Raw genomic sequence first — 20,188 nt, forward strand, 5'->3', positions numbered from 1 at the left:
AACAATCTATTTGCAAAGAAGTTCGATCCAGCGAAGGGTCTCTTTGGCGTCGGCAGTCAGTTCAGTACCTTCTTGTTTACCCAGATTGTTGCTTGAGCGCACGGCTTGAGCCGCCTGTTCGCAGCGAGTCTCGTCCTTCTTTTTTTCGGAAGCCAGATCAAATGCCGGATCCAGAGTGTAAAGGAAGCGGGAGATCTCTTTCTCCTTTTCGCCGCCGCTATCGGGATTTTCTTTTTCGTATTGATCCAGAGTCTTTTCAAGCGACGCTTTAAGTTTTTCCAGTAAAAGCACGCGTTTGTTTTTGTCGGTCTCTTTTTCGGCCTTGCTCATCAGGATCTGGGATTCTTTACTGAAGTCGGCACGCACTTTCAGTCCTGCCAAAGATGGCTGAATAAAGAGCAGGGTGCAGGTCAGGGCTATTGCACGCATGCGTCCCCCTTCAAAGCACTTTTGCCGTGCTTGTCTTTCTGGTCTGGTTGCAGGATATCCAAAAGCTCTTCCATCTTCTTTTCCGTTGATTTTAGATATGCGCTGGCGCCCTCGATCTTGGATCGGGCTTCGCCCGGAGCGGTGGTGTTACTAAAGCGCAGTTGGCGAACCAAAGATTTGGCGCCCTCGGGACCATCCGGGCCGTAAGCGTGTAAAGTCAGGTAGTTTAAAACCTCGGCGTTGTTAGCAAGTTTGCTGGCGCGTTTTTCCAGGGCTGGTTTGATGACCTTGTCGCGTACATGAACATAATAGCCCATGCCGTAAATCAGACTGCGAGCCAACCCCTGATCTGGAGAGACCCAAGTGCAGTAGTTTTTGGTCGCACCTCCATGTGGAGGCGGGGTTTTTAAATCATTTTTAAGAATTTCCTTAAAGGCGGCACAAGCGGGGTTTTTGCTGTTCATCAGGTCTTCCAGAACATAAGAGGCGTTACCTTTGATGAACTTTCCATTTTTGGTGTAGCCAGCGATATCTTTGACCGGATCTGAAATTAGCTGTCCGATGCCGACGCCACCTGGGTAGGCGATGTAGAAATTAAAAGCTGTTTCATTGTTGATTTTTTTAAGAATGATTCGCGGATCAATGGGCATACGTCCATCAGAAATACAGGCCGTGGCTTTGTTGATCGCAAAGTGCAGAAAGTCGACGGTCGTTTGATTCAGGCAAGGAGCTGAGCTTCCAGAGTTGGAGAACTTTTTGGGCTGTCCATTCAGGCAGCTATAGCCATTATTGCCGGGCTCGCGTTGCAAAGAGGCTTCAATGCAGGCTTTCTTGATCTGGGGGATATTGGAGTTTGAAAGAGTGGCAGCCAGGCTGGCCATGGTTCCCTTGACGGCTTTAGTGCCAGAGGAGCCAGGAGGGTCGCAAGCCGGGTTTTTCTTTTCTGTCTGGAAGGCTGTATAGAGAGCATCTTTGGATTTAAGGAGCGCACGGTTGATGTCTTGATTGGTCAGCTCGCGAGTCCCGTCTTTGTCATTCACGCATATCGAGCCCGCGCCGAACGCTGTTGCGGCTCCGCAAAAAATGCTGAAGATAAGAAGAATTGCCCACTGTCTCACGTGGGGCTTTATCGGTAAAATTATGGAAAAGAATGAATTAAAAATGAAAAACCCCAGGATGAAAGTCCTGGAGCTTTATTTTACCAGATACTCTTTCCAGCGGTTTAGCAATGAAGGGGTGAGCTGGGTGTAGCAGACGGTCCCTTCGGTGGCGGTTTCTTTGCGCAGGATCTGCGCTTCGCGGCCCAAGTCGAAAATCTTGTATTCTTCAGATCTTGGGAAGTAAAGCTGCACATCTTGTTGCATCTCGCTCACGGTCTGAGCCATCAGTTTTTTCAACTGTTCCATGCCTTGGCCATTCAGGGCGCTGACGAATACGCGCGGATAGGCTTTGACTCTAAATTGTCTTTCTAAAGGTGCGATATCACTTTTGTTGAAGACATGGATGATTTTCTTGTCCTGCCAGTTGAATTCCTTAATGAGTTCTTCCACCACTTCAATTTGTCTCTCCATGTTGGGTGAAGATAGATCCACCACATGCAGCAGAACATCGGCCTCGGAAGACTCTTCAAGTGTTGCTTTAAAAGCTTCAATCAGTTGGGTTGGCAGCTTGCGGATGAATCCAACGGTGTCGGTGACAACTGCCGGCGGTCCATCAGGCAGAAAGATCTTGCGTGTTGTTGGGTCCAGGGTGGCAAAGACTTGGTTCTTTGTCATGACCTGAGCACCTGTCAGGCGGTTCAGAATAGAGCTCTTTCCGGAGTTGGTGTAACCGATCAGGGCAAAAGACGGGATCTCGTGACGGCGACGAGATTGCCTGTGTTGTGCACGGTTTTGGCGCACACTTTCAAGTTTCTTTTTAATAAGTGCCACGCGCTCGCGAATACGACGGCGGTCATTCTCCAGAGCTGTTTCCCCCGGACCGCGCGTGCCGATACCGCCCCCTTGACGAGACAAAGATTCCAACCAGGCGCCGACGTTGCGAGGCATCTGATCCAGCAGCTGTGCAAGCTCCACTTGAAGTTTTCCTTCAAAGGTCTGCGCGCGCTGGGCGAAGATATCCAAAATCAATTGATTGCGGTCGATAACCCGGGCTTTAACAATTTGCTGCAAGTTTCGCTGTTGAACCCCGGAAAGCTGATGGTCCATCACCACAATTGTAGCTCCGCTGTCGCGGACCATCTCGGCCACTTCCTCGACCTTGCCGGTTCCGATCAGTGTCGCGGGATTCCACTGCGGCAGAACTTGAATAATAGAGCCCACGATCTCGCCGCCAGCGGCAGAAACCAGCTCCTCAAGTTCCAGCAGATTTTCTTTGATTTCAGTAAGGGGCTCGGTCTTCAGACCGACACCAATGACGATTGCTCTATCCTGGTCTTTGACATGGGCTTGATTATTCAATCAGGAAAACCCTCCCTTAGTCTTAATTTTAGCACGGTCGTACAGGCTCACAAAGTTAAATTTTGTCCTAACAAAGAAACGATTCCGCCCCCGATGATCAGCGCCGCACTGGGGATGCGCCGAGCCAGCAGAAGCAAGCTTACCAGGAACAAGGTCCAGCTCACAACTCCGGTCAAAGAGGCTGTCGCCAATGAGATGAAGACCGAAATTAAAAGGCCCACCGAAACGGCCACGACACCTTGTAGGAAGCGCTGAAGGGCTGCAGAGCCCTCGAGTTGGCGATGGAGAATAATGCTTAAAGCGACAAACAAAAACGCGGGCAGAAAGATACCCAGCGTTGCGGCGCACGCACCCAGGGGGCCTTGCACCAGGTAGCCCACAAACGTTGCGGTGGTGAAGACGGGGCCGGGGGTGAATTGTCCAACAGCCACAGCATCCAATAATTGAGCTTGGGTGATCCAGCTGCGTTTTTCCAAAAGTTCGGTTTGTAAAAAACTGAGCAAGACATAGCCGCTGCCAAAAAGGACTGAGCCGATCTTGAAGAATACCCAAAAAAGTGGAGCCAGATTCCACAGGCGTTTTTCGGGATGAAGAATCACCCACGCCAGAATACCCCCGGCGAAAAGCAGAGGAATTTCCGAAACGCCCCTTTGATGAAGGCCTATCGTTAATCCAGCGGCAGTCCCTGTAAAGAGATGGCTGGTGGAGAGGGGGCTTTTGAACTGAAAAAGTTCCTGATAGGATTTTTTGTCAAAAAGACTTAAAAAAAATCTGCCCAGAGCTTGCAGGATGATGGCCAGAATGACAGCCTTAGCGCCCAGTAAAAAGGACTCGATTTCAGGCAGTTTTGCGTAAAGACTATAGAAGTAGGCCAGAGTCAGAACGATAAAAAAAGCAGGCAGGATAAAACAGGCTCCGGCAATCCAGAAGCCCTTCCAGCCTGCGCGCCGATAGCCAATATGAATTGCCAGTTCTGTTGAATTGGGGCCGGGAATCAGATTGGCCAGGGCGAGCAGTTTTAAAAACTCATCGCGGCTGATCCATTGGCGACGATGGACACATTCTTCTTCCATCATCGAGATATGCGCTGCGGGGCCACCAAAGGATGTGGCCCCCAGCTTAAGAAAAAGTCTTGCCAGCTCTGTTGCAGAGCCGGACTGACTATTTCTTTTCACGGTTTTTCAGAACCTCTTTGATGAACTGAGCTTCCAAGGCTGTGAATACCACGGAGTTCACGATGCCATCCACTGTGGTTGTTCTTTGCATCACGTTGGCAGATCTGCGAATGCCTGTCAGGAATGGTCCGATCACTTCCACTTTGCCGATCTGTTGGATCAGTTTGTAAGTGATGTTGGCTGATTCCAGATTTGGGAAGACCAGCACGTTCGCGCCACCCTTAAGGCCCGAGAACGGGAACAGTCTTTCCATGATCTCTGGATTCACTGCGGTATCAGCCTGCATGTCACCTTCGACCATCAGGTCCGGGCGTATATCGCGAAGGATCTCTGCAGCGCGCTTCATTTTCTTCGGTGTGCCGTCCGCACCGCTGAAGTTAGAGTAGCTCAGCATGGCTACGCGAGGCTGAATGCCAAAGTACTCTACGATGCGTGCCGCTTGCAAAGCAATCTGGGCACACTGTTCAGCCGATGGATTGAAGTTCACAGTCGTGTCAGCCAGGACAAGGAACTTGTCTTCCAAAAGAACAAAGTTCAGGCCGGCAGGGACGCCATCTTTGTAAGTTCCAATCGACTGCAGAATCGGGCGAACCGCATCTGCATAATTGATGGAAGAACCACTGACCATACCATCGGCATCCCCCATGCGAACCATCATGGCTGCAAAGTGATTCGGATCGGCCATCAGACGTTCAGCTTCGCTCAGGTTTACGCCTTTGCGTTGTCGGAAGGAATAAAGCTTCTCAACGTAAGAGTAATACTTTGGATAAGAAGACGGGTGAATGATCGTGACATCTTTCAGCAGTGGAATATCCAAAGCATTGATTTTTTCTTTCACGCGCTCTGGGTAACCAAGCAGGATGGGTTGGCAGATTCTTTCTTCAACCAAAGTGGCCAAGGCCTTAAGAACCTTGGTGCTGGTGCCTTCCGGGAAGACGATGCGTGGCAGTTCGCCGCCATTAGCATCAGAATTCTGGTGCACACGGTTGATTGCAGAGCGAATGAAGACCTTGGATGGGCCTTGCAAAGCCTCCAATGTCTCGCGATAAGAATCCCAATCCTCAATTGCACGAGTCGCCACGCCAGACTTCATTGCAGCTTTCGCCACTTCCGGAGCCACTCGCAAAAGCACACGCGTATCAAATGGTTTTGGGATCAGATAATCACGACCGAACTTAAAGCTCTTGCCGCCGTAAGTGGCAGAAACCTTGTCTGGCACATCTTCGCGCGCCAGTTTTGCCAAGGCATGTACGGCTGCGATTTTCATTTCTTCGTTGATCTGAGTGGAGCGTGTATCCAAGGCGCCACGGAAGATGGACGGGAAGCCCAGAACGTTGTTCACCTGATTCGGATAGTCCGAACGGCCGGTGGCAATAATGGCATCCGGACGAGCCGCGCGGGCTTTATCTGGAGTGATTTCCGGCTCTGGGTTGGCCATGGCAAAGATGATAGGGTCTTTGGCCATATCTTTCAGCATTTCTGGCGTCAGGGCGCCGGCCACAGAAAGACCGACAAAGACGTCAGCGCCACGCAAAGCTTCAGAAAGCGTGCGCACTTCAGTTTCCGCAGCAAAGAATTCTTTGTATTTGTTCATGCCCACGGTGCGGCCTTTGTAGATCACACCTTGAGAGTCACACATAATAATGTTTTCACGACGTGCGCCCAAAGCGATGAAAATGCGTGCGCAGGAATTTGCAGAAGCTCCCGCACCATTCACGACGATACGGATGTCTTCCATTTTGCGGTTGGTGATCGCGCAGGCATTCATAAGGGCCGCGCCGGAAACAATCGCGGTCCCGTGCTGATCATCGTGGAAGACGGGGATGTTCATTTCTTTTTTCAGGCGCTCTTCGATTTCAAAACACTCAGGCGCCTTGATGTCTTCCAGATTGATACCACCGAAGGTTGGTTCCAGAACACGAACGGCGTTACAGAAAACATCAACATCTGTCGCGGCTACTTCGATATCGAAAACATCAATGCCGGCAAATTGTTTGAACAGAATGCCCTTGCCTTCCATCACCGGTTTCCCAGCAGCAGGTCCGATGTTTCCCAAGCCCAGAACGGCGGTCCCGTTAGAGATAACCGCCACCAGATTCCCTTTGGCTGTATAGTCGTAAACTTTGGACGGATCTTTGGCGATGGCCTTACAAGGAGCCGCCACGCCCGGAGAGTACGCCAAGGAAAGATCTTTTTCCGTTGCGCAAGGTTTGGAGGAAATGACTTCAATTTTTCCCGGCTTACCCATCTGGTGATAGGCCAAAGCTTCTTGATCGAAGTTCGTCGTTCCGGTTTTTGTATCGTTTTTCGTTTCCAAGGATGCTCCTTTTTCTTGCCCCTTTTCGGGGCAGTTGCCAGACTTCCGCAGAGAGGGATTTTACGACCCATTTCAATGGGTTAGAGGGAGTCCAGTTACAAGTGCCTTTACTCTACCGAGGGGTGATAGGTGGGTCAATGAATGGGCGGATTGGCGCAGCGAGCCTTGTTCGTAAAAAAATCTTTCAGAGCGAAAAGTGCTCGCTTTTAGAGCAGAATTTCTAGTTCTGACCGAAAAGCCCGCATTGGCGCGCATTTCCTGTTCCTAGACCAAGAGTCCTGAAGAGGCTGCTTTGGCATCCGACCCAGATGGGGTGCTTTTACTATTTGGTGGAACTGCCGAAAAGACATATCATTTTAATGGTTTATACAACTAAGGAGTCAGTTAATGAAATCACCACGCGATGTTGTTCTTGTAGAAGGTTTGCGTACGCCTTTCACAAAGGCAGGGACAAAGCTTAAGAAAGTTCACCCGGCAGAACTGGGTAAGGTTGCTCTGAAACAAGTGATTGCTCAGACGAATTTGGATGTGAATCTTGTCGATGAAGTGATCATCGGTAACACTGGAAATCCTCCTGATGCTGTGAATATTTCCCGCGTGGTGGCGTTGAATGCCGGTATTCCTCTGAAAACTTCTGCTTACACTGTGCACCGTAATTGTGCATCGGCTTTGGAGTCCATCTCCAATGGTTATGAAAAAATCAAATCCGGAACAATGGATGTGATTATCGCGGGGGGGACTGAGAATATGTCCCAGATGCCGACACTGCCTCCGAAAAAGTTCCAGGAAATCTACGAAAAACTTTTTGCAGCCAAAGGCCCGAAACAAGCTTTGCCGCTGTTGTGGTCTTTGTTTAAAGCTGACGTGAAACAGATCAAAGCTTTGTTGTCCGGGAATATGCGTGATGAATACTTCCCGGTGATTTCTGTGATGATGGGTCTGACGGATCCTTTCGTCGGCATCAATATGGGGCAGACAGCAGAGATCCTTGCCAAAGAATGGGGTCTTTCTCGTGAGACTCAAGACAAGTTCGCTCTGCGCTCGCACCAACTGGCTTCCAATGCCATGAAAGAGGGGCGCATGCGTGAAGAGATCGCTCCGGTTTATCTGGCTCCTGAATATAAAGAAGTCATCAGTGATGACGTCGGTCCTCGTGACACTCAAACGATGGAGGCGCTGGCGAAATTGAGACCGTTCTTTGATAAGGCCACAGGTTCTATCACGGCGGGGAACTCTTGCCCGATCACAGATGGTGCTGCGATGGTATTGATGATGTCCCGTGAAAAAGCCGAAGCCCTGGGGTACAAGCCGCTGGCGACAATCCGTTCTTATGGATTTGCCGGCCTTGAGCCAGAGCGCATGGGACTGGGGCCTGTGTACTCTTCTCCGGTGGCATTGAAGCGTGCTGGTTTGACGATGAAAGATATCGGCCTGGTGGAGCTGAATGAAGCCTTCGCGGCACAAGTTCTTTCCTGCCAAAAGGCATTTGATTCTGACAAATTTGCCCAGGAAAAACTGGGATTGTCTTCCAAAATTGGTGAAATCCGTGATGATATTTTGAATGTCAACGGTGGTGCGATTGCGTTGGGTCACCCGGTGGGTGCAACCGGAACTCGTATCGTTCTGACTTTGGCCAAAGAAATGAAACGCAGAAATACACAGTTTGGTCTTGCGACATTGTGTATCGGTGGTGGTCAAGGCGGATCTATGATCCTTGAGAACGAGGGTTAGTTAAGAAACTCTCGGGCCGAAGCCCTAGCGACAGAGCCCGGCTCTGCGCTCGCAGCTTCGGACAGTCCTCGCGGACGCCATCCCTTTGGGATGAGCTGCTGTGGAACTTGCTTCGAGCCCAGATCCGGGCTCTGTCGCTAGGGCTTCGGGAGAGGTTCTTTGTGGGCGGTTTTAAGGATTGTATAGTTGGTATGTTAAAGAAAAAGAATGTTTTAGATTTTGCAACTTAGGAGTTTTCATGAATGTCTATTCAGGAAAGTATCAAAATTGTTCCTCAAGGTGAGGTTGCTGTTGTTGAGTTTGATCTGGTTGGGGAGAAGGTTAATAAGTTCTCTACGCCGGTGATGATGCGCCTTAAGGAAGTTGTGGAGGAGTTGAAGAAGTCCTCTTACAAGGCGGTTATTTTTAAATCCAATAAGCCCAAGATCTTTATTGCGGGTGCGGATATTGAAGAAATCAAAAGCATGACCAAGGCGGAAGAGTTCGAAGCTGCTGTAAAAGGTGGTCAGGAAGTTATCAGCATGGTGGAAGATCTGCCGATGCCTACCATTGCGGCTGTGAACGGTGCTTGTATGGGGGGTGGTTGTGAGTTCATTTTGGCTTGTGACTATCGTATTGCTTCCGAGGATTCTTCCACGAAGATTGGTCTGCCGGAAATTCAATTGGGGATTTTGCCGGGCTTTGGTGGTTGTGTTCGTATGCCTCGCGTGATTGGTTTGCAGGCGGCTTTGGATATTATTCTTGCCGGTAAGTCTGTGAATGCCAAAAAGGCCCTGAAAATCGGCTTGGTGGACAAGATGGTTCACGCGAACCTGCTGGAGTCCTTCTCTTTGAAATGGGCGAAAGAAATTATCGCTGACGGTGGTAAAAAGCGTCGTAAAAAATTCGAAGCTAAAGGCGCTGTTAACAGCATTCTTGAAAGTGCTTTGGGTCGTGGAATTGTCTTTAAAAAAGCTCGTGAAGGCGTTTTGAAGGCGACGAAAGGTCATTATCCGGCACCACTTCAGGCGTTGGAAGTGATTCAGAAAACTTACGGCATGTCGGACCGTGAGGCGGCTTTACGTATTGAGCGTGAAGGCTTCTGTAAATTGGGTGTGACGGATATTTCTAAAAATCTGATCCACGTTTTCTATTTGACCGAGATGGTGAAAAAACAAAATGGTGTTCCGGGCGTGGATGTGAAACCTCGTGATGTCAAAGGCCTGGGTGTTCTGGGTGCGGGCACGATGGGGGGCGGTATTGCTTATGTGGCCGCTGATAAAGGTATCCAAGTTCGTATGAAGGATTTGAACACCGATGCTTTGGGTAAAGGCTTGAAGCACGCCAGTGATCTCTGGATGAAACTGGTGAAAAGAAAATCCATCGACAAATATCAGTTCCAGCAAAAAATGGACATGGTGTCTGTGACGACGGATTATTCCGGATTCAAAAATCTGGATGTGGTGGTGGAAGCCATCGTGGAAGATATGGGTATCAAGCAAAAAGTGATCGGTGAGTGTGCCGGCCAAATGCGCCCTGATGCGATCATCGCGACCAATACTAGTTCCCTTTCTGTGACAGAGATGGCTAAAGGTCATCCACGTCCTGAATATTTCGCGGGGATGCACTTCTTCAATCCGGTGAACAAAATGCCGTTGATTGAGGTCATTCGTGGCGAGAAAACTTCCGACGAAACAATTGCGACGATTTACGAATTGTCTAAAAAAATGGGCAAAATGCCGGTGGTTGTGAAAGACGGTCCGGGATTCTTGGTAAACCGTTTGCTTCTGCCTTACATGGGTGAAGCGGCGTTCTTGCTTCAGGAAGGCATGAACATCGAATTCGTCGATAAGGTTTACGTAAAAGAATTCGGTATGCCGATGGGTCCGTTCGAGCTGATGGACGAAGTTGGTTTGGACGTGTGCTTGAAGGTTCTTAAGATCTTCAAAAAAGCCTTCGGTGAGCGTATCGAGCTGGCGCCATGTATGGAAGCTTTGGGTAATTCCGGTCGTCTGGGGCGTAAGAATGGCAAAGGTTTCTACACTTACACTGAAGACGGAAAACGCGGTGCTGTCGATCAGACAGTTTATGCGGCGTTGGGTTTGGGGCAGCCAAGCAATCCGTATGATTCCAAAGAGTGTATCGAGCGTGGCGTCTTTGCCATGGTCAATGAATGTTCTTTGGCGTTGATCGAAGATCGTATTGTGGAAACTCCGCATGAAGTGGATCTGGCTATGATTATGGGGACAGGCTTCCCGCCGTTCCGCGGTGGTTTGATGAAGTACACTGACAGTGTGGGAACTCAATACGTGGCAGATCAGTTGGCTATGTATGCTTCCAGCCGTAAAGCGGCTCGCCTGAAGCCAGCAACACCGCTGACCAACATGGCAAAATCCAACAGCAAGTTCTATAAATAAAGATCGTCACTGGATGCAAAATGAAGCCGGACTCTTAAAGTAGAGTCCGGTTTTTTTATATGGGCATTTCATCATACCCACTGCCGCGACCAACATTGAGCTTGAAGCGGAACTGAGACTCGTCCCAGTGCGCATGCAAAGCGATGGGATGGCAGCAGACTTCGCAGTCGTAAACGAACTCCTGATCTTCGCCATCTTCGCGATAGATCGTCATCCAGAACTTCTCCCTGCAATAGGGGCAGATGACTTTATAATCCATAAAACCTCCTGAAGTCCTCATCCTTATTGTCCTAGGCTGACAGCGGACTTCAAGCGGCTTTGTGTAAATACAGAGCTAGACTTCCTTCCCTAAGGCCTGAGTCAGGAATTTATGACACATAAAGAACAAGATGGCTGGAATCAGACTGAGGCCCGCCAAAAGCAGGAAGAAGTGATCCTTGCCCATCTGTTCATAGTACATACCGATATAGCCTGCCACGTAGTTTCCAAAGAAGGCGGCCAGGAACCAAACGCCCATCATCATAGACACGATTTTAGCTGGAGAGACCTTGGTCACCAACGACAGCCCAATCGGAGAAATATACAGTTCCGCCATGGTCAGCAGGAACGTGGAGCCAAAGAGCCATAGGACCGACCCTTTGCCTGTGCCAACAGTCTGTGCGGCGATATACATCACGCAGAGGGCAACGGCGCCAATGGCGCAACCCAAAGCCATCTTGGTGACTGTGGACGGGGCGTTTTTATGTCGCGCCTGCCAAGCCCACACGCGATCCAGCAGCGGTGCAAATAAAACAATCACAATCGGATTGAAGGACTGATACCAGGTGGAGGGAATTTCCCAGCCGAAGAAGACCCAGTCGGTATTCTGATCAGACCACAGTTGCAAGGTGTTACCTTGTTGCTCGTAAACACCCCAGAAGAAGATCGTCACCATGCATAGGAAAGTCAGAGCCCAGGTGCGAGTCCATTCCTCTTTGCTCAAAGGTTTGTGAGCGGCAGCTTCCACTTCTTTAACTGACTTCTGGTGCTCAGTTTCCGGCAGATGTTTTCCGCCAAAGTGATAGATCACCATTGATAAAAGCATTCCAACGCCCGCAGCTCCGAAGCCCCAGTGCCAGCCCACTTTTTGCCCTAAAGTTCCGCAGATCAAAGGGGAAAGAATCGCACCGAGGTTGATACCCATATAGAAGATCGTGTAAGCGCCATCGCGACGGGCATCGCCTTGCGCATACAGACCGCCGACTTGCGTGGAAATATTCGGCTTAAAGAATCCGTTACCCACAATCAGGAACAGGAGTGCCGGGAAGAACATACTTTCCACGGCCATCAGGAAATGGCCGATAGCCATCAGGAAGCCCCCGATATAGACCGAGCGGCGTTGTCCGATGAAGCGATCGGCAATAAGTCCTCCGAAGAAGGGTGTAAAATAAACAAAGCCGGTATAGAGCCCATAGATCTGCGAGGACATGGCCTGATGTGAAAGGGGGCCAAAGAAGTACTCTTGGATGGCTTTGATTGTTTCATACCCCCAAACAGTTTTGCCCTCTTGAGCCTGTATGAAAAGGTATTGAGTCATATAGAGCACTAGAAGAACGCGCATCCCGTAGTATGAGAATCTTTCCCACATTTCAGTGAAAAACAGTGTAAAAAGTCCTCGTGGGTGGCCAAAGAAACTCTTCTCAGCAGTGGCGCTCATTCAGGGTCCTCATTGTCTATGTTATGAACATTGCAAATTATCTTTTTTTCAGATGCCTTTTGATCTTGGCAATAGTTTGGCATAAAAGCACTCAAATTCTTGTGTCCGTGGGAGGGTCCTTCATGACATTTAATAAGCGCATCCTGATTGCCAGCGCCTTGATTTCAACTTTGACCATCACTGCTTGTACGAAGACGGAAAAGGAAATCATCCGTGAAAAACAGGCTCCCGAAAATGCCATGAAATCCTTCAGTCAGCCGACTGTTGAAGATCTGTGTGACAAAGCTTCCTGCATCAAAATTCAAAAAGATTCCTTGGGGAAGGTCTTCCTGCTGATTGCGTCCGGCATCACTTCCGGCTCAACGCCTCAATGGTATGATCTAAAACCTCTGGTAGTGAGCTTTGAAAAATCCGGTAAGAAAGTGGCGCTGATTGGCGAAAACTACAACAGCATCTACGAAGAAATCCGCACCGTAAACCTGATCCAGAGCTTCGATGTGATTGCAGAGGATGAAAACTCTGTGACCTTCGATTGGGGTCAAGGCTTGAAGACTTTTGTCCTTCAGCGTTCTTATGACGTGGATGCTCCTCGTGGGAATGTGGATTTGACCGAGAGTTCTTTGACCTCCTTGCCGGTGATTGATTCCTTTGTTACGGGCATCAAGTATGATGAAAAGAACATCGAGCTTAACCAGCTTTCCAAAGTTCGCAGCGATGTTATGCGCATGGCTTCAGACAAGAGTCTGAATGGCGAGGCGCGCGAAGAAACTATCAATATGAATATTCAGATTCGTGCTTATAATCTGGGTGATAACTTTAAAAAGAAAGAATACGACCAGTCCCGCCGTGTCGGTTTCTTTGTCACAAAAGTGGCCAAGTCCGGACTGAGCAAAGAGATGACAAACCTCATCACGAAGTGGGATCTTTCTTCGGAAAAAGGCCCGATTGTCGTGCGTATTTCTGATGCGGTTCCGGCTGATTACGAGCAGTCCGTTATTGAAGGCGCGATGTACTGGAACAAAGTGTTCGGTCGTGATGTGATTCAGGTGGAAACTAAAGTTCCGGCTCACTCGGCCCCTAAAGATCGTACAATCATGGTGCGTTGGATTCCTTGGTTGGATTCCGGTGCCGCCTACGCCATCGGTCAGTCTGATCCTTTGACGGGCGAACTTTTGCGCGCTCAGGTCTTTATGCCATCTGTCTTCACACGCGTGGGCTCCGCAGACTTGGTTAAGTTGAACGGGGATATCCCGGTGGTGGCGGCTGGTGCTGTGGCGTGTGATCTGTCTCAGTCTTTATTGGCACTAAATAAGTTGGCCCGTGAAGCCAGCGATTCTCAGCGTCTGCGCTTGGCGCAAGACAGTGTGCGCTCAACCGTGGCGCACGAATTGGGTCATGCTTTGGGGCTTCGTCATAACTTTGCGGGTTCTTCCTCTGCAAAGGTTTCCACGGCCGAGATCTATGAATCCGCAAAGACCTATCTGAAGGATCTGACTCATCAGGGTCTTGAGACCACCACCAGCATCATGGACTATGTCAGCGGCATTGATGATGTTCTGATGTCAGCGCGTTTGAAGCAGGCTCCATTATCTTATGATAAGATGGCGATGGACTGGGCTTATTCGGAAAACGATACGGCTTTGGATGAAAAGGTCTCTCGCTATTGCACGGATGACGACATCGCTGTGGCAAACTCTCAAGGTCTGCAGATTTATGGTTGTGAACGTTTCGATGCCGGTAACAATCCACTGCAAAGAAAATATCTGGATGGCATTGATGAACGCGATGGTTTGGTCAAGGTCTTGTTCGCCTCTATTATGGGTCGCCTGCTTCCGGGGGATCAGCCGGACGTAGTGAACAACCTGGATGTTATTTTGAAAGACACAGTGAAATGGTCTAAGGCCAATATTGACCTGTCTTTTGTTGCTCAGGCCCTGTTTGACAGCACGAAGAATGGTGCTCCAGCGGCATCCTTTGCCTCTTTGACTGGGGTGAAGAGCGGCCAGGTTATTTACGCCCGTTTTGGGATGGATCAGACCTTCAAAGCGGATCGTCAGCGTTCTTTGCAGGCAGCTGGCGGCTATGCCGCGCTCTTGAATGGTATTTTGCGTGATGAACAGGGTCAGATTAATATTCACTGGCTGGATCGTCAGATTGAGGCGTTGAAAAACAGCACTTATCTGGCGTCTGGTAAGACGCTGGCAGGTCGCGAGTATACTTTGACCCAGGATGAACAGCGCAAGATTCTGCGCTTCATGGAGTCCCTGAAAACAGCCAATGACAAGGTTCTGCTCAGTGCTGCAGCTTCGATTCTGCCGCGTTTGAATGAAAAAGTAGAGGACGAGGCTGGTAAAGAAGCCTTTGTGACTTCGTTGTTGGCTGAAAATGTTCTGACTGATGCCGACGTGGAATCTTTAACTCAGTTGTATCTGGACCTGGCTTCTGCAATGACCGGCACGGTGGCTGTGCGAGTTGGTAACGGATTGGCGAAGCAGGTGACGTTGCCATATCACTATTTGAATGGCGAAGAAAAAGCAGTCTTTGCGAAGCTGTTGTCTTCAAAAGGTCTGCGCTTTAATATGACTTTGAAAGTGGCTCAGGCCAAGGCCGAGCAAGAGAATAAAATCAATGAGCTTTTGGCTGAAATTGACCCTTCCTTGAATATCGTCACAGAGGCTGAACCGTCCACATTGGCATTGCGCCTGTTGCAGACAGGAGTGGTGGATTCCGCAGCGGCAGCGTGGCTGAAGGCGGAAATCACGGTGCTGGGTGCGTTGAAAGCCGTTCAGTAGTTCCTTCGTCTCAAAATGAGATCACCTCAAGGCATGGTTCCATGGACCATGCCTTTGTTGTTTAAAGTTTAGTCGAGTGAGTCCCAGAAGTGGCTCTGGGGGCATTTTTGTTCCAGCGTGAAACAGCGGAACAGGGTCAGCTCGAATATAAGCTTGGCATGCTTGGTCCGGCTCTTGCCTTAGTGATAGTCAGGAGGCGATTATGACAAACTCTTTCTTTAAAAACAAAATGCTGGGTGTTCTGCTTTTAGCGGCTCTTTCCCTCAGTGCATGTGCCAAGAAAGATGGAAGCGCCATCCGAGTCGCAGGCCGCGGAGCTGCCACAGGCGGGGTATCACAAGGTGGTACAGCCAACCCGACAACTCCTAACGGTTCATGCAACACAAGCGCAGCGGGTAAGATCTTCGATCCCTATGCGGCGGCTACTTTTGAACAGCAAGTTAAAAGCTTTGTTTCCGCCACTTTGGACCCGCAAAACCTGGGTTCCATCAGCGGTAACATCTATGATAAAACAGGAATCGACCTTTTTGCGACATTCCGCTTCGACAGCACAGGAAACATTGTGGCTGGCAGCTCGAATGTGACTATCAAGATCTTCGATTCTTACGCAAAGCAAGTTTATAACGGCCAAGTTATTGAGCCGTATGTGGTTCAGTTCAATGCTGCTTCTGAAGGCATGATTGATCGCAATACGCGTCAATTCCAGGTCAAATTCAGAGATGGCTATGGTGAGATCATTTTCCAAGGTTCTTATGACAACAGTATCGCACAAGGGACTGTTTACTATCAGAACTATACAGCGGTGAGTGGTTATTCTCCTGCCAGTGGGACTCTGGGCTCCTTCCGCATCTACTCTTGCTCTTTGATCACGCAATAAGCGGCGCGTCTTGCCTCGCCCCCTGTCGAGTTTGAAGATAGGGGGATGCCTCAACGTTTCATTTTCGATTCATCCATACTGGACTCCGTTGTCGGAGGACATTCAGCCATTGATATTCCAAGGTTGAATATTCATTCTCTCGAGGCTGCCAGTTCCTTTTTGTTAAGCTATGGCTTTGATTTGACCCGTCAGGAAGACGTGGAAAAGCTTTGGTATTACCATCGCCGCGCCCTGGTTTTGATGCTGGAAAAGCTGGGCTTTCAGGAAACTGAGCTGCCCGAAGTTTTCCGTGACCACAAACAATTGGGCGATATTCGCCAGTTGCTGATCTATGCAAGCTCTCAAAACCCGCAAGAACAGACCCTGCAGCGCTGGGCGTGCGCCATCATTCGCTGTATGCACGTCTTTGTTCATGCGGAAAACGACCTGTTCAGCTCTTTTGCCGAGGAAATTCAGTCCCAGATCCTGACGCCGTTTCAGGATTGCATCCTGCACGATGGCAACACCCATCGCACCTTTCTGAAAAGCCCGTCGGACCATCTGGATCCGATCGAGCTTTTGGGGTTTGAGGTGAAGCCGTTCAAGACGTCATCCAGCACTGTGATCAAACTTCTGGCCAAACCGGATGCTTTGGCGATGAAGATTTTTGATAAGCTGGGTGTCCGTTTTGTGACTCGCAGTTTGTTTGATACGTTCCAGGTGGTGCGTTTTCTGGTGAAGGAAGATGTGATCAGCTTTCCGCATATCATGCCGGATCAGAGCTCGAACAATCTGTATCCTGTCAGCCTGTTCATGAAGGTGTGTGATGACCTTTCCCATCGTCTGGATACGCTGGATGAAAAAAGCATTCAAGAGGCCTTTGACCTGAAACTTCAGGAAGAGGGCGACAACGTGAAGTTCCTGCGCAAAGAGAATTTCTTCTCGGGCGAGGATTATCGTTTTATTAAATTTATTTCCCGTAAGTTGATTCATATCAAACCTCAAGGCGGCAAAGAAGCCTTCAGCTTCTTCTATCCATTTGAGGTGCAGATTATGGATCAGGCTGCTCACGAACGTATCTTGTCGGGCCCGTCGGAACATCAGGCCTATAAAGAGCGTCAACGTACTGCTGCCCGTAAACGTCTTTTCCCGGATCCGAGCTGACTATGTTTTTAAAGTTGTTGTCTTACCCTCGTTCATTGATCGGCGTGGTTCTGCTTCCTATCCATACGGTATTTTGTGCAGGATCTTTGGTGATTGTGAATATCCTCTTTAACAATCGCAAATTGGAAGACCATATTGTGGAATTCTGGACGCGCAACTGCTGCCGTATGTTCGGTGTGAAGGTGGTTGTGAAGGGTCTTGAAAATCGTCCTGACGGTGGTTTTTTGTATGTCTTCAATCACACCAGTTTCTTTGATATTTTTGCCATGAACGGGTGGTTGGGAAGTTTCCGTTTCGGAGCTAAAATTGAACTGTTTAAGATTCCTGTTTTCGGCGCCGGAATGAGACGCGCTGGCATCTTGCCGATTGCCCGCAATCGTCGTGATGAGGTCTTTAAGGTCTATCAGGCCGCGGAAGCCCGCATTCGTGCCGGAGAACGTTTTGCATTGGCTCCAGAGGGGACTCGACAAGAAAGCGAGATCCTGGGGTCTTTCAAATCGGGTCCGTTTATCTTTGCTATCAATGCCAAGGCGCCGATTGTGCCGGTCATTGTTAAGGGGGCGGCGGCCATTATGCCCAAAGGCTCTTTCCTGCCGAATTGGGGCGTGTGGAGTCGCACGATCACGCTGGAGGTTTTGCCTCCGATCAGTCCGGAAGGGTATTCTTTGGATCAGCGTCCGGTCCTGCAGGACAAGGTTCGCAAAGTCATGGAACCTTACTTCGCAATGGACAATTTCTAAGAGGTCTTCGATGAAAATCTTTGGGAAGTTTTGGAACTAAGCTCTTGTGAAGAGCTTAGTTGCGAACGACATTCCAGGTATTGCCTTCCAGCGAGCTGCGCAGTTTTACGCGAGTGCTGCCAGTGTCCACCTGAATTTGAATTTGCGAATTGGGTAAAGATTCAATCTGCGTCAGGCGCAGGATTTTGGGATTTCTGTGGTAGGCCGACTCAATCGCTTGCGCCAGCTTGTCCCAGCGAATGAAGGGCTCAAAGCTTTTGCCTTGATTGGTGCTTTTGAATGAGCCCACGAACCACACGCCGCTTGGGTGAATGCTGACCGGGTAGTTCTGTTTTCCAAATTGCGGAATTGCGGTCCAGGTCAAGCCATCGTCTGTGCGGTAAACGCCTTCCGAGGAAACCAGGCCACGAACGGACGTTTTGCTTTCAAAGGCGATAGAGTAAATTTCACGTTTCAGCAGTGTATCTGTCAGAATATTTGAAACAGTTTCCGTCTTTGCCACCGGTAGTATCAGATCGGTTTTCTTCCACCAGACTTCGCCATGACCATCAACGCGGCTGACTCCCCAGATATGCGCTTCAGGTTTTTGAATCTCTACACGCGCACGAAGAGGCGGGCCGTAAGACGCGGAATCCGGGCGCACGATAATGCCACGCAGGGGGCTGGTGACATAACCCAGGATTTCGCTCATCGGAACGTTTTCACCTTTTTTGGTCAGCACTTTGTTGTTGTTGCGGAAAGCCACCGTGACCCAGTTTTTCTTTGGATGATAAGCCAAAGAAGCAAAGTCTGCACGATTCACGAAATGAGTGATATCGACATAGCCGATATGGTTCTTATAGCGAATGCGCAGGAAACCATCGTTGGCCAATAAAGGTGTCACTCGTTGCAGTCGCGGCAGGGTGGTCAGAACCTTGCTGTCGCTGGAGGGTTGGGAGCGGATATAGGTGTCGATCAGATTTACGTACACACCCGTGTCGTCGTGACGTGAGGTCAGGTGTTGCAAAGCCACCCAGCCTTCAGAGTTGGTTTTTTTATCGCGCACACGGGCCCAATAGTCGTCGCATTCCAGAATCTCCAGTGTGTGTTTTCCAGGCACACCTTTGACGATGGAGGCATCGCTGCGATTCAGACTCAGAAGGTTGATCGGGTAGCGCGTATCGACAAAGCGGGATACCTGAATGTCACGCAGAATACGATCCCCCGCTATGGTGTACTCTTTGTGATCCCAGGCGACCTTGAAAGAGGCATCCATTTCAGAGCGAAGCAGAGACTTCTCCAAGGAGCTTCGACTCACCTGGCCAGAGGGAAAAGCGCTGTTTTTATTGCGATAAAAGGACACGGCAGACGAGGCGTCCGTGGCTAAAGCCGCAAAAGTGCTGGAGGAGACAAAAAGAATCGACAGGGACAGGCTTAAGGCTGAACGCATTCCTTTATTGTGAGGGTTTTGGGGAGTCGCTCTCAAGGCCAGAAGTTTCGTGGGGCTAGTTTTAGAAGTTTTGACCTATAGACCAAAGTAAAGTACGAACTTGGGGTTGGTTTTTGTTTTTATAACGCGGAGTGAGGTTTTTATGGATATCAAAACTATTGGTGTTGTTGGTGCGGGACAAATGGGTAACGGGATTACTCAGGTGGCTGCGCAGTTTGGTTTCAATGTTGTTATGATGGACGTCAGTGGTGCGGCTTTGGAAAAAGGCATCGCAACGATCTCTGGCAGCTGTGATCGCTTGATTAAAAAAAATGCGATGACTGAAGCCGACAAAACAGCCCTCTTGGGTCGCATTAAAACTGTTCAAGAAACAGCTGGCCTTAAGGATTGCGATATCGTGATCGAAGCAGCGACAGAAAACATTGATTTGAAACTTAAAATCTTCAAAGACCTGGATGCGACAGTAAAACCAGATGCATTATTGGTGTCCAACACATCTTCTATCTCTATCACCAAGATTGCTGGCGTGACAAAGCGTCCGGACAAAGTAGCTGGCATGCACTTCATGAATCCAGTGCCTTTGATGAAGTTGGTGGAAGGCATTCGTGGTTTGCAAACCTCTGATGAGACTTTCAAAACTGTGAAAGCTTTGGCAGAAAAAATGGACAAAGTTTTCGTTGAGTCTGTGAAAGATATGCCGGGCTTTATCGTCAACCGTATCCTGATGCCGATGATTAACGAAGCTGTTTACACACTTCACGAAGGCATTGCTTCCGTGGACGCTATCGACAACGCGATGAAGTTGGGAACCAACCAGCCAATGGGTCCTTTGACTTTGGCGGACTTCATCGGTTTGGATACGTGCCTTGCGATCATGAACGTGTTGCATGACGGTCTGGGTGATTCCAAGTACCGCCCATGTCCACTGTTGGTGAAATACGTTGAAGCAGGCTGGTTGGGTCGCAAAACAGGTCGTGGTTTCTACGACTATTCTGCGAAGTAAA

The 20,188-nt window shown here is 49.4% G+C and carries 15 protein-coding genes; 7 read left to right on the forward strand and 8 right to left on the reverse strand.

Annotated features, from left to right (window positions below; translation table 11 throughout):
* Nucleotides 1–6: 6 nt before the first annotated feature.
* From ACES2G_RS08125 to ACES2G_RS08145, 5 genes are all read right to left on the reverse strand, one after another.
* Nucleotides 7–429 carry a hypothetical protein gene (locus tag ACES2G_RS08125; RefSeq protein ID WP_374001793.1) on the reverse strand — a complete coding sequence of 141 codons (423 nt, stop codon included), beginning with the start codon at nucleotides 427–429 and terminating at the stop codon, nucleotides 7–9.
* Entirely contained in the window at nucleotides 417–1,547 is a 1,131-nt protein-coding gene (locus tag ACES2G_RS08130; protein ID WP_374001794.1) for a hypothetical protein, read from the reverse strand. The genes ACES2G_RS08125 and ACES2G_RS08130 overlap by 13 nt, the downstream gene beginning before the upstream one ends.
* Before the next feature lie 75 nt (nucleotides 1,548–1,622).
* Complete coding sequence (gene hflX, locus ACES2G_RS08135) at nucleotides 1,623–2,888, reverse strand: GTPase HflX (protein ID WP_347359358.1); 1,266 nt, start codon at nucleotides 2,886–2,888, stop codon at nucleotides 1,623–1,625.
* Between the two features lie 47 nt (nucleotides 2,889–2,935).
* The gene (chrA, locus tag ACES2G_RS08140) at nucleotides 2,936–4,063 is read right to left on the reverse strand and encodes a chromate efflux transporter (RefSeq protein WP_374001795.1); all 1,128 of its coding nucleotides are present in this window, start codon (nucleotides 4,061–4,063) and stop codon (nucleotides 2,936–2,938) included.
* On the reverse strand, nucleotides 4,050–6,311 hold the full coding sequence (locus tag ACES2G_RS08145) for an NADP-dependent malic enzyme (RefSeq protein ID WP_374001891.1): 2,262 nt from the start codon (nucleotides 6,309–6,311) through the stop codon (nucleotides 4,050–4,052). The genes chrA and ACES2G_RS08145 overlap by 14 nt, the downstream gene beginning before the upstream one ends.
* A 456-nt stretch (nucleotides 6,312–6,767) precedes the next feature.
* Here ACES2G_RS08145 and ACES2G_RS08150 point away from each other — a divergent pair, with 456 nt between their 5' ends.
* Both ACES2G_RS08150 and ACES2G_RS08155 read left to right on the forward strand, forming a co-directional pair.
* Nucleotides 6,768–8,111 (forward strand): acetyl-CoA C-acyltransferase, encoded by a 1,344-nt coding sequence (locus tag ACES2G_RS08150; RefSeq protein ID WP_374001796.1) that lies wholly within the window; start codon nucleotides 6,768–6,770, stop codon nucleotides 8,109–8,111.
* A gap of 242 nt (nucleotides 8,112–8,353) precedes the next feature.
* Complete coding sequence (locus ACES2G_RS08155) at nucleotides 8,354–10,507, forward strand: 3-hydroxyacyl-CoA dehydrogenase NAD-binding domain-containing protein (RefSeq protein ID WP_374001797.1); 2,154 nt, start codon at nucleotides 8,354–8,356, stop codon at nucleotides 10,505–10,507.
* Nucleotides 10,508–10,562: 55 nt separating this feature from the next.
* Here ACES2G_RS08155 and ACES2G_RS08160 read toward each other — a convergent pair whose 3' ends face one another.
* On the reverse strand, nucleotides 10,563–10,766 hold the full coding sequence (locus ACES2G_RS08160) for a CPXCG motif-containing cysteine-rich protein (RefSeq protein WP_374001798.1): 204 nt from the start codon (nucleotides 10,764–10,766) through the stop codon (nucleotides 10,563–10,565).
* Nucleotides 10,767–10,841: 75 nt separating this feature from the next.
* Entirely contained in the window at nucleotides 10,842–12,203 is a 1,362-nt protein-coding gene (locus ACES2G_RS08165; RefSeq protein ID WP_374001799.1) for a peptide MFS transporter, read from the reverse strand.
* 122 nt (nucleotides 12,204–12,325) lie between these two features.
* On the opposite strand from ACES2G_RS08165, the gene ACES2G_RS08170 reads away from it, so the two are divergent.
* From ACES2G_RS08170 to ACES2G_RS08185, 4 genes are all read left to right on the forward strand, one after another.
* A complete protein-coding gene (locus ACES2G_RS08170; RefSeq protein ID WP_374001800.1) occupies nucleotides 12,326–14,995 on the forward strand; it encodes a zinc-dependent metalloprotease in 2,670 nt (889 codons plus the stop codon).
* A 202-nt stretch (nucleotides 14,996–15,197) separates the two neighbouring features.
* Nucleotides 15,198–15,872, forward strand: coding sequence for a hypothetical protein (locus ACES2G_RS08175; RefSeq protein WP_347358909.1), 675 nt, complete (start codon nucleotides 15,198–15,200; stop codon nucleotides 15,870–15,872).
* Nucleotides 15,873–15,917: 45 nt separating this feature from the next.
* A complete protein-coding gene (locus ACES2G_RS08180) occupies nucleotides 15,918–17,015 on the forward strand; it encodes a TIGR04552 family protein (protein WP_347358908.1) in 1,098 nt (365 codons plus the stop codon).
* A gap of 2 nt (nucleotides 17,016–17,017) precedes the next feature.
* Complete coding sequence (locus ACES2G_RS08185) at nucleotides 17,018–17,755, forward strand: lysophospholipid acyltransferase family protein (RefSeq protein ID WP_347358907.1); 738 nt, start codon at nucleotides 17,018–17,020, stop codon at nucleotides 17,753–17,755.
* A gap of 55 nt (nucleotides 17,756–17,810) precedes the next feature.
* Here the strand turns inward: ACES2G_RS08185 and ACES2G_RS08190 are convergent, their stop codons facing one another.
* Nucleotides 17,811–19,184, reverse strand: coding sequence for an SH3 domain-containing protein (locus tag ACES2G_RS08190; protein WP_347358906.1), 1,374 nt, complete (start codon nucleotides 19,182–19,184; stop codon nucleotides 17,811–17,813).
* Between the two features lie 142 nt (nucleotides 19,185–19,326).
* Between ACES2G_RS08190 and ACES2G_RS08195 the strand changes: the two genes are divergently transcribed.
* Nucleotides 19,327–20,187, forward strand: a complete 861-nt coding sequence (locus tag ACES2G_RS08195; protein ID WP_347358905.1) for a 3-hydroxybutyryl-CoA dehydrogenase — start codon at nucleotides 19,327–19,329, stop codon at nucleotides 20,185–20,187.
* The last annotated feature ends 1 nt before the right edge of the window (nucleotide 20,188 follow it).

Origin of the sequence: Bdellovibrio bacteriovorus, assembly GCF_041888015.1 — a bacterium.
Lineage (GTDB): Bacteria > Bdellovibrionota > Bdellovibrionia > Bdellovibrionales > Bdellovibrionaceae > Bdellovibrio.

What these genes read in the sequence shown, in the direction of transcription:
- ACES2G_RS08160 (WP_374001798.1), bottom strand. Translation starts at nt 10,766, where the DNA reads ATGGATTATAAAGTCATCTGCCCCTATTGCAGGGAGAAGTTCTGGATG.
- ACES2G_RS08170 (WP_374001800.1), top strand. Translation starts at nt 12,326, where the DNA reads ATGACATTTAATAAGCGCATCCTGATTGCCAGCGCCTTGATTTCAACT.
- ACES2G_RS08190 (WP_347358906.1), bottom strand. Translation starts at nt 19,184, where the DNA reads ATGCGTTCAGCCTTAAGCCTGTCCCTGTCGATTCTTTTTGTCTCCTCC.
- ACES2G_RS08165 (WP_374001799.1), bottom strand. Translation starts at nt 12,203, where the DNA reads ATGAGCGCCACTGCTGAGAAGAGTTTCTTTGGCCACCCACGAGGACTT.
- ACES2G_RS08125 (WP_374001793.1), bottom strand. Translation starts at nt 429, where the DNA reads ATGCGTGCAATAGCCCTGACCTGCACCCTGCTCTTTATTCAGCCATCT.
- ACES2G_RS08150 (WP_374001796.1), top strand. Translation starts at nt 6,768, where the DNA reads ATGAAATCACCACGCGATGTTGTTCTTGTAGAAGGTTTGCGTACGCCT.
- ACES2G_RS08195 (WP_347358905.1), top strand. Translation starts at nt 19,327, where the DNA reads ATGGATATCAAAACTATTGGTGTTGTTGGTGCGGGACAAATGGGTAAC.
- ACES2G_RS08155 (WP_374001797.1), top strand. Translation starts at nt 8,354, where the DNA reads ATGTCTATTCAGGAAAGTATCAAAATTGTTCCTCAAGGTGAGGTTGCT.
- ACES2G_RS08185 (WP_347358907.1), top strand. Translation starts at nt 17,018, where the DNA reads ATGTTTTTAAAGTTGTTGTCTTACCCTCGTTCATTGATCGGCGTGGTT.
- ACES2G_RS08180 (WP_347358908.1), top strand. Translation starts at nt 15,918, where the DNA reads ATGCCTCAACGTTTCATTTTCGATTCATCCATACTGGACTCCGTTGTC.
- ACES2G_RS08175 (WP_347358909.1), top strand. Translation starts at nt 15,198, where the DNA reads ATGACAAACTCTTTCTTTAAAAACAAAATGCTGGGTGTTCTGCTTTTA.
- ACES2G_RS08145 (WP_374001891.1), bottom strand. Translation starts at nt 6,311, where the DNA reads ATGGGTAAGCCGGGAAAAATTGAAGTCATTTCCTCCAAACCTTGCGCA.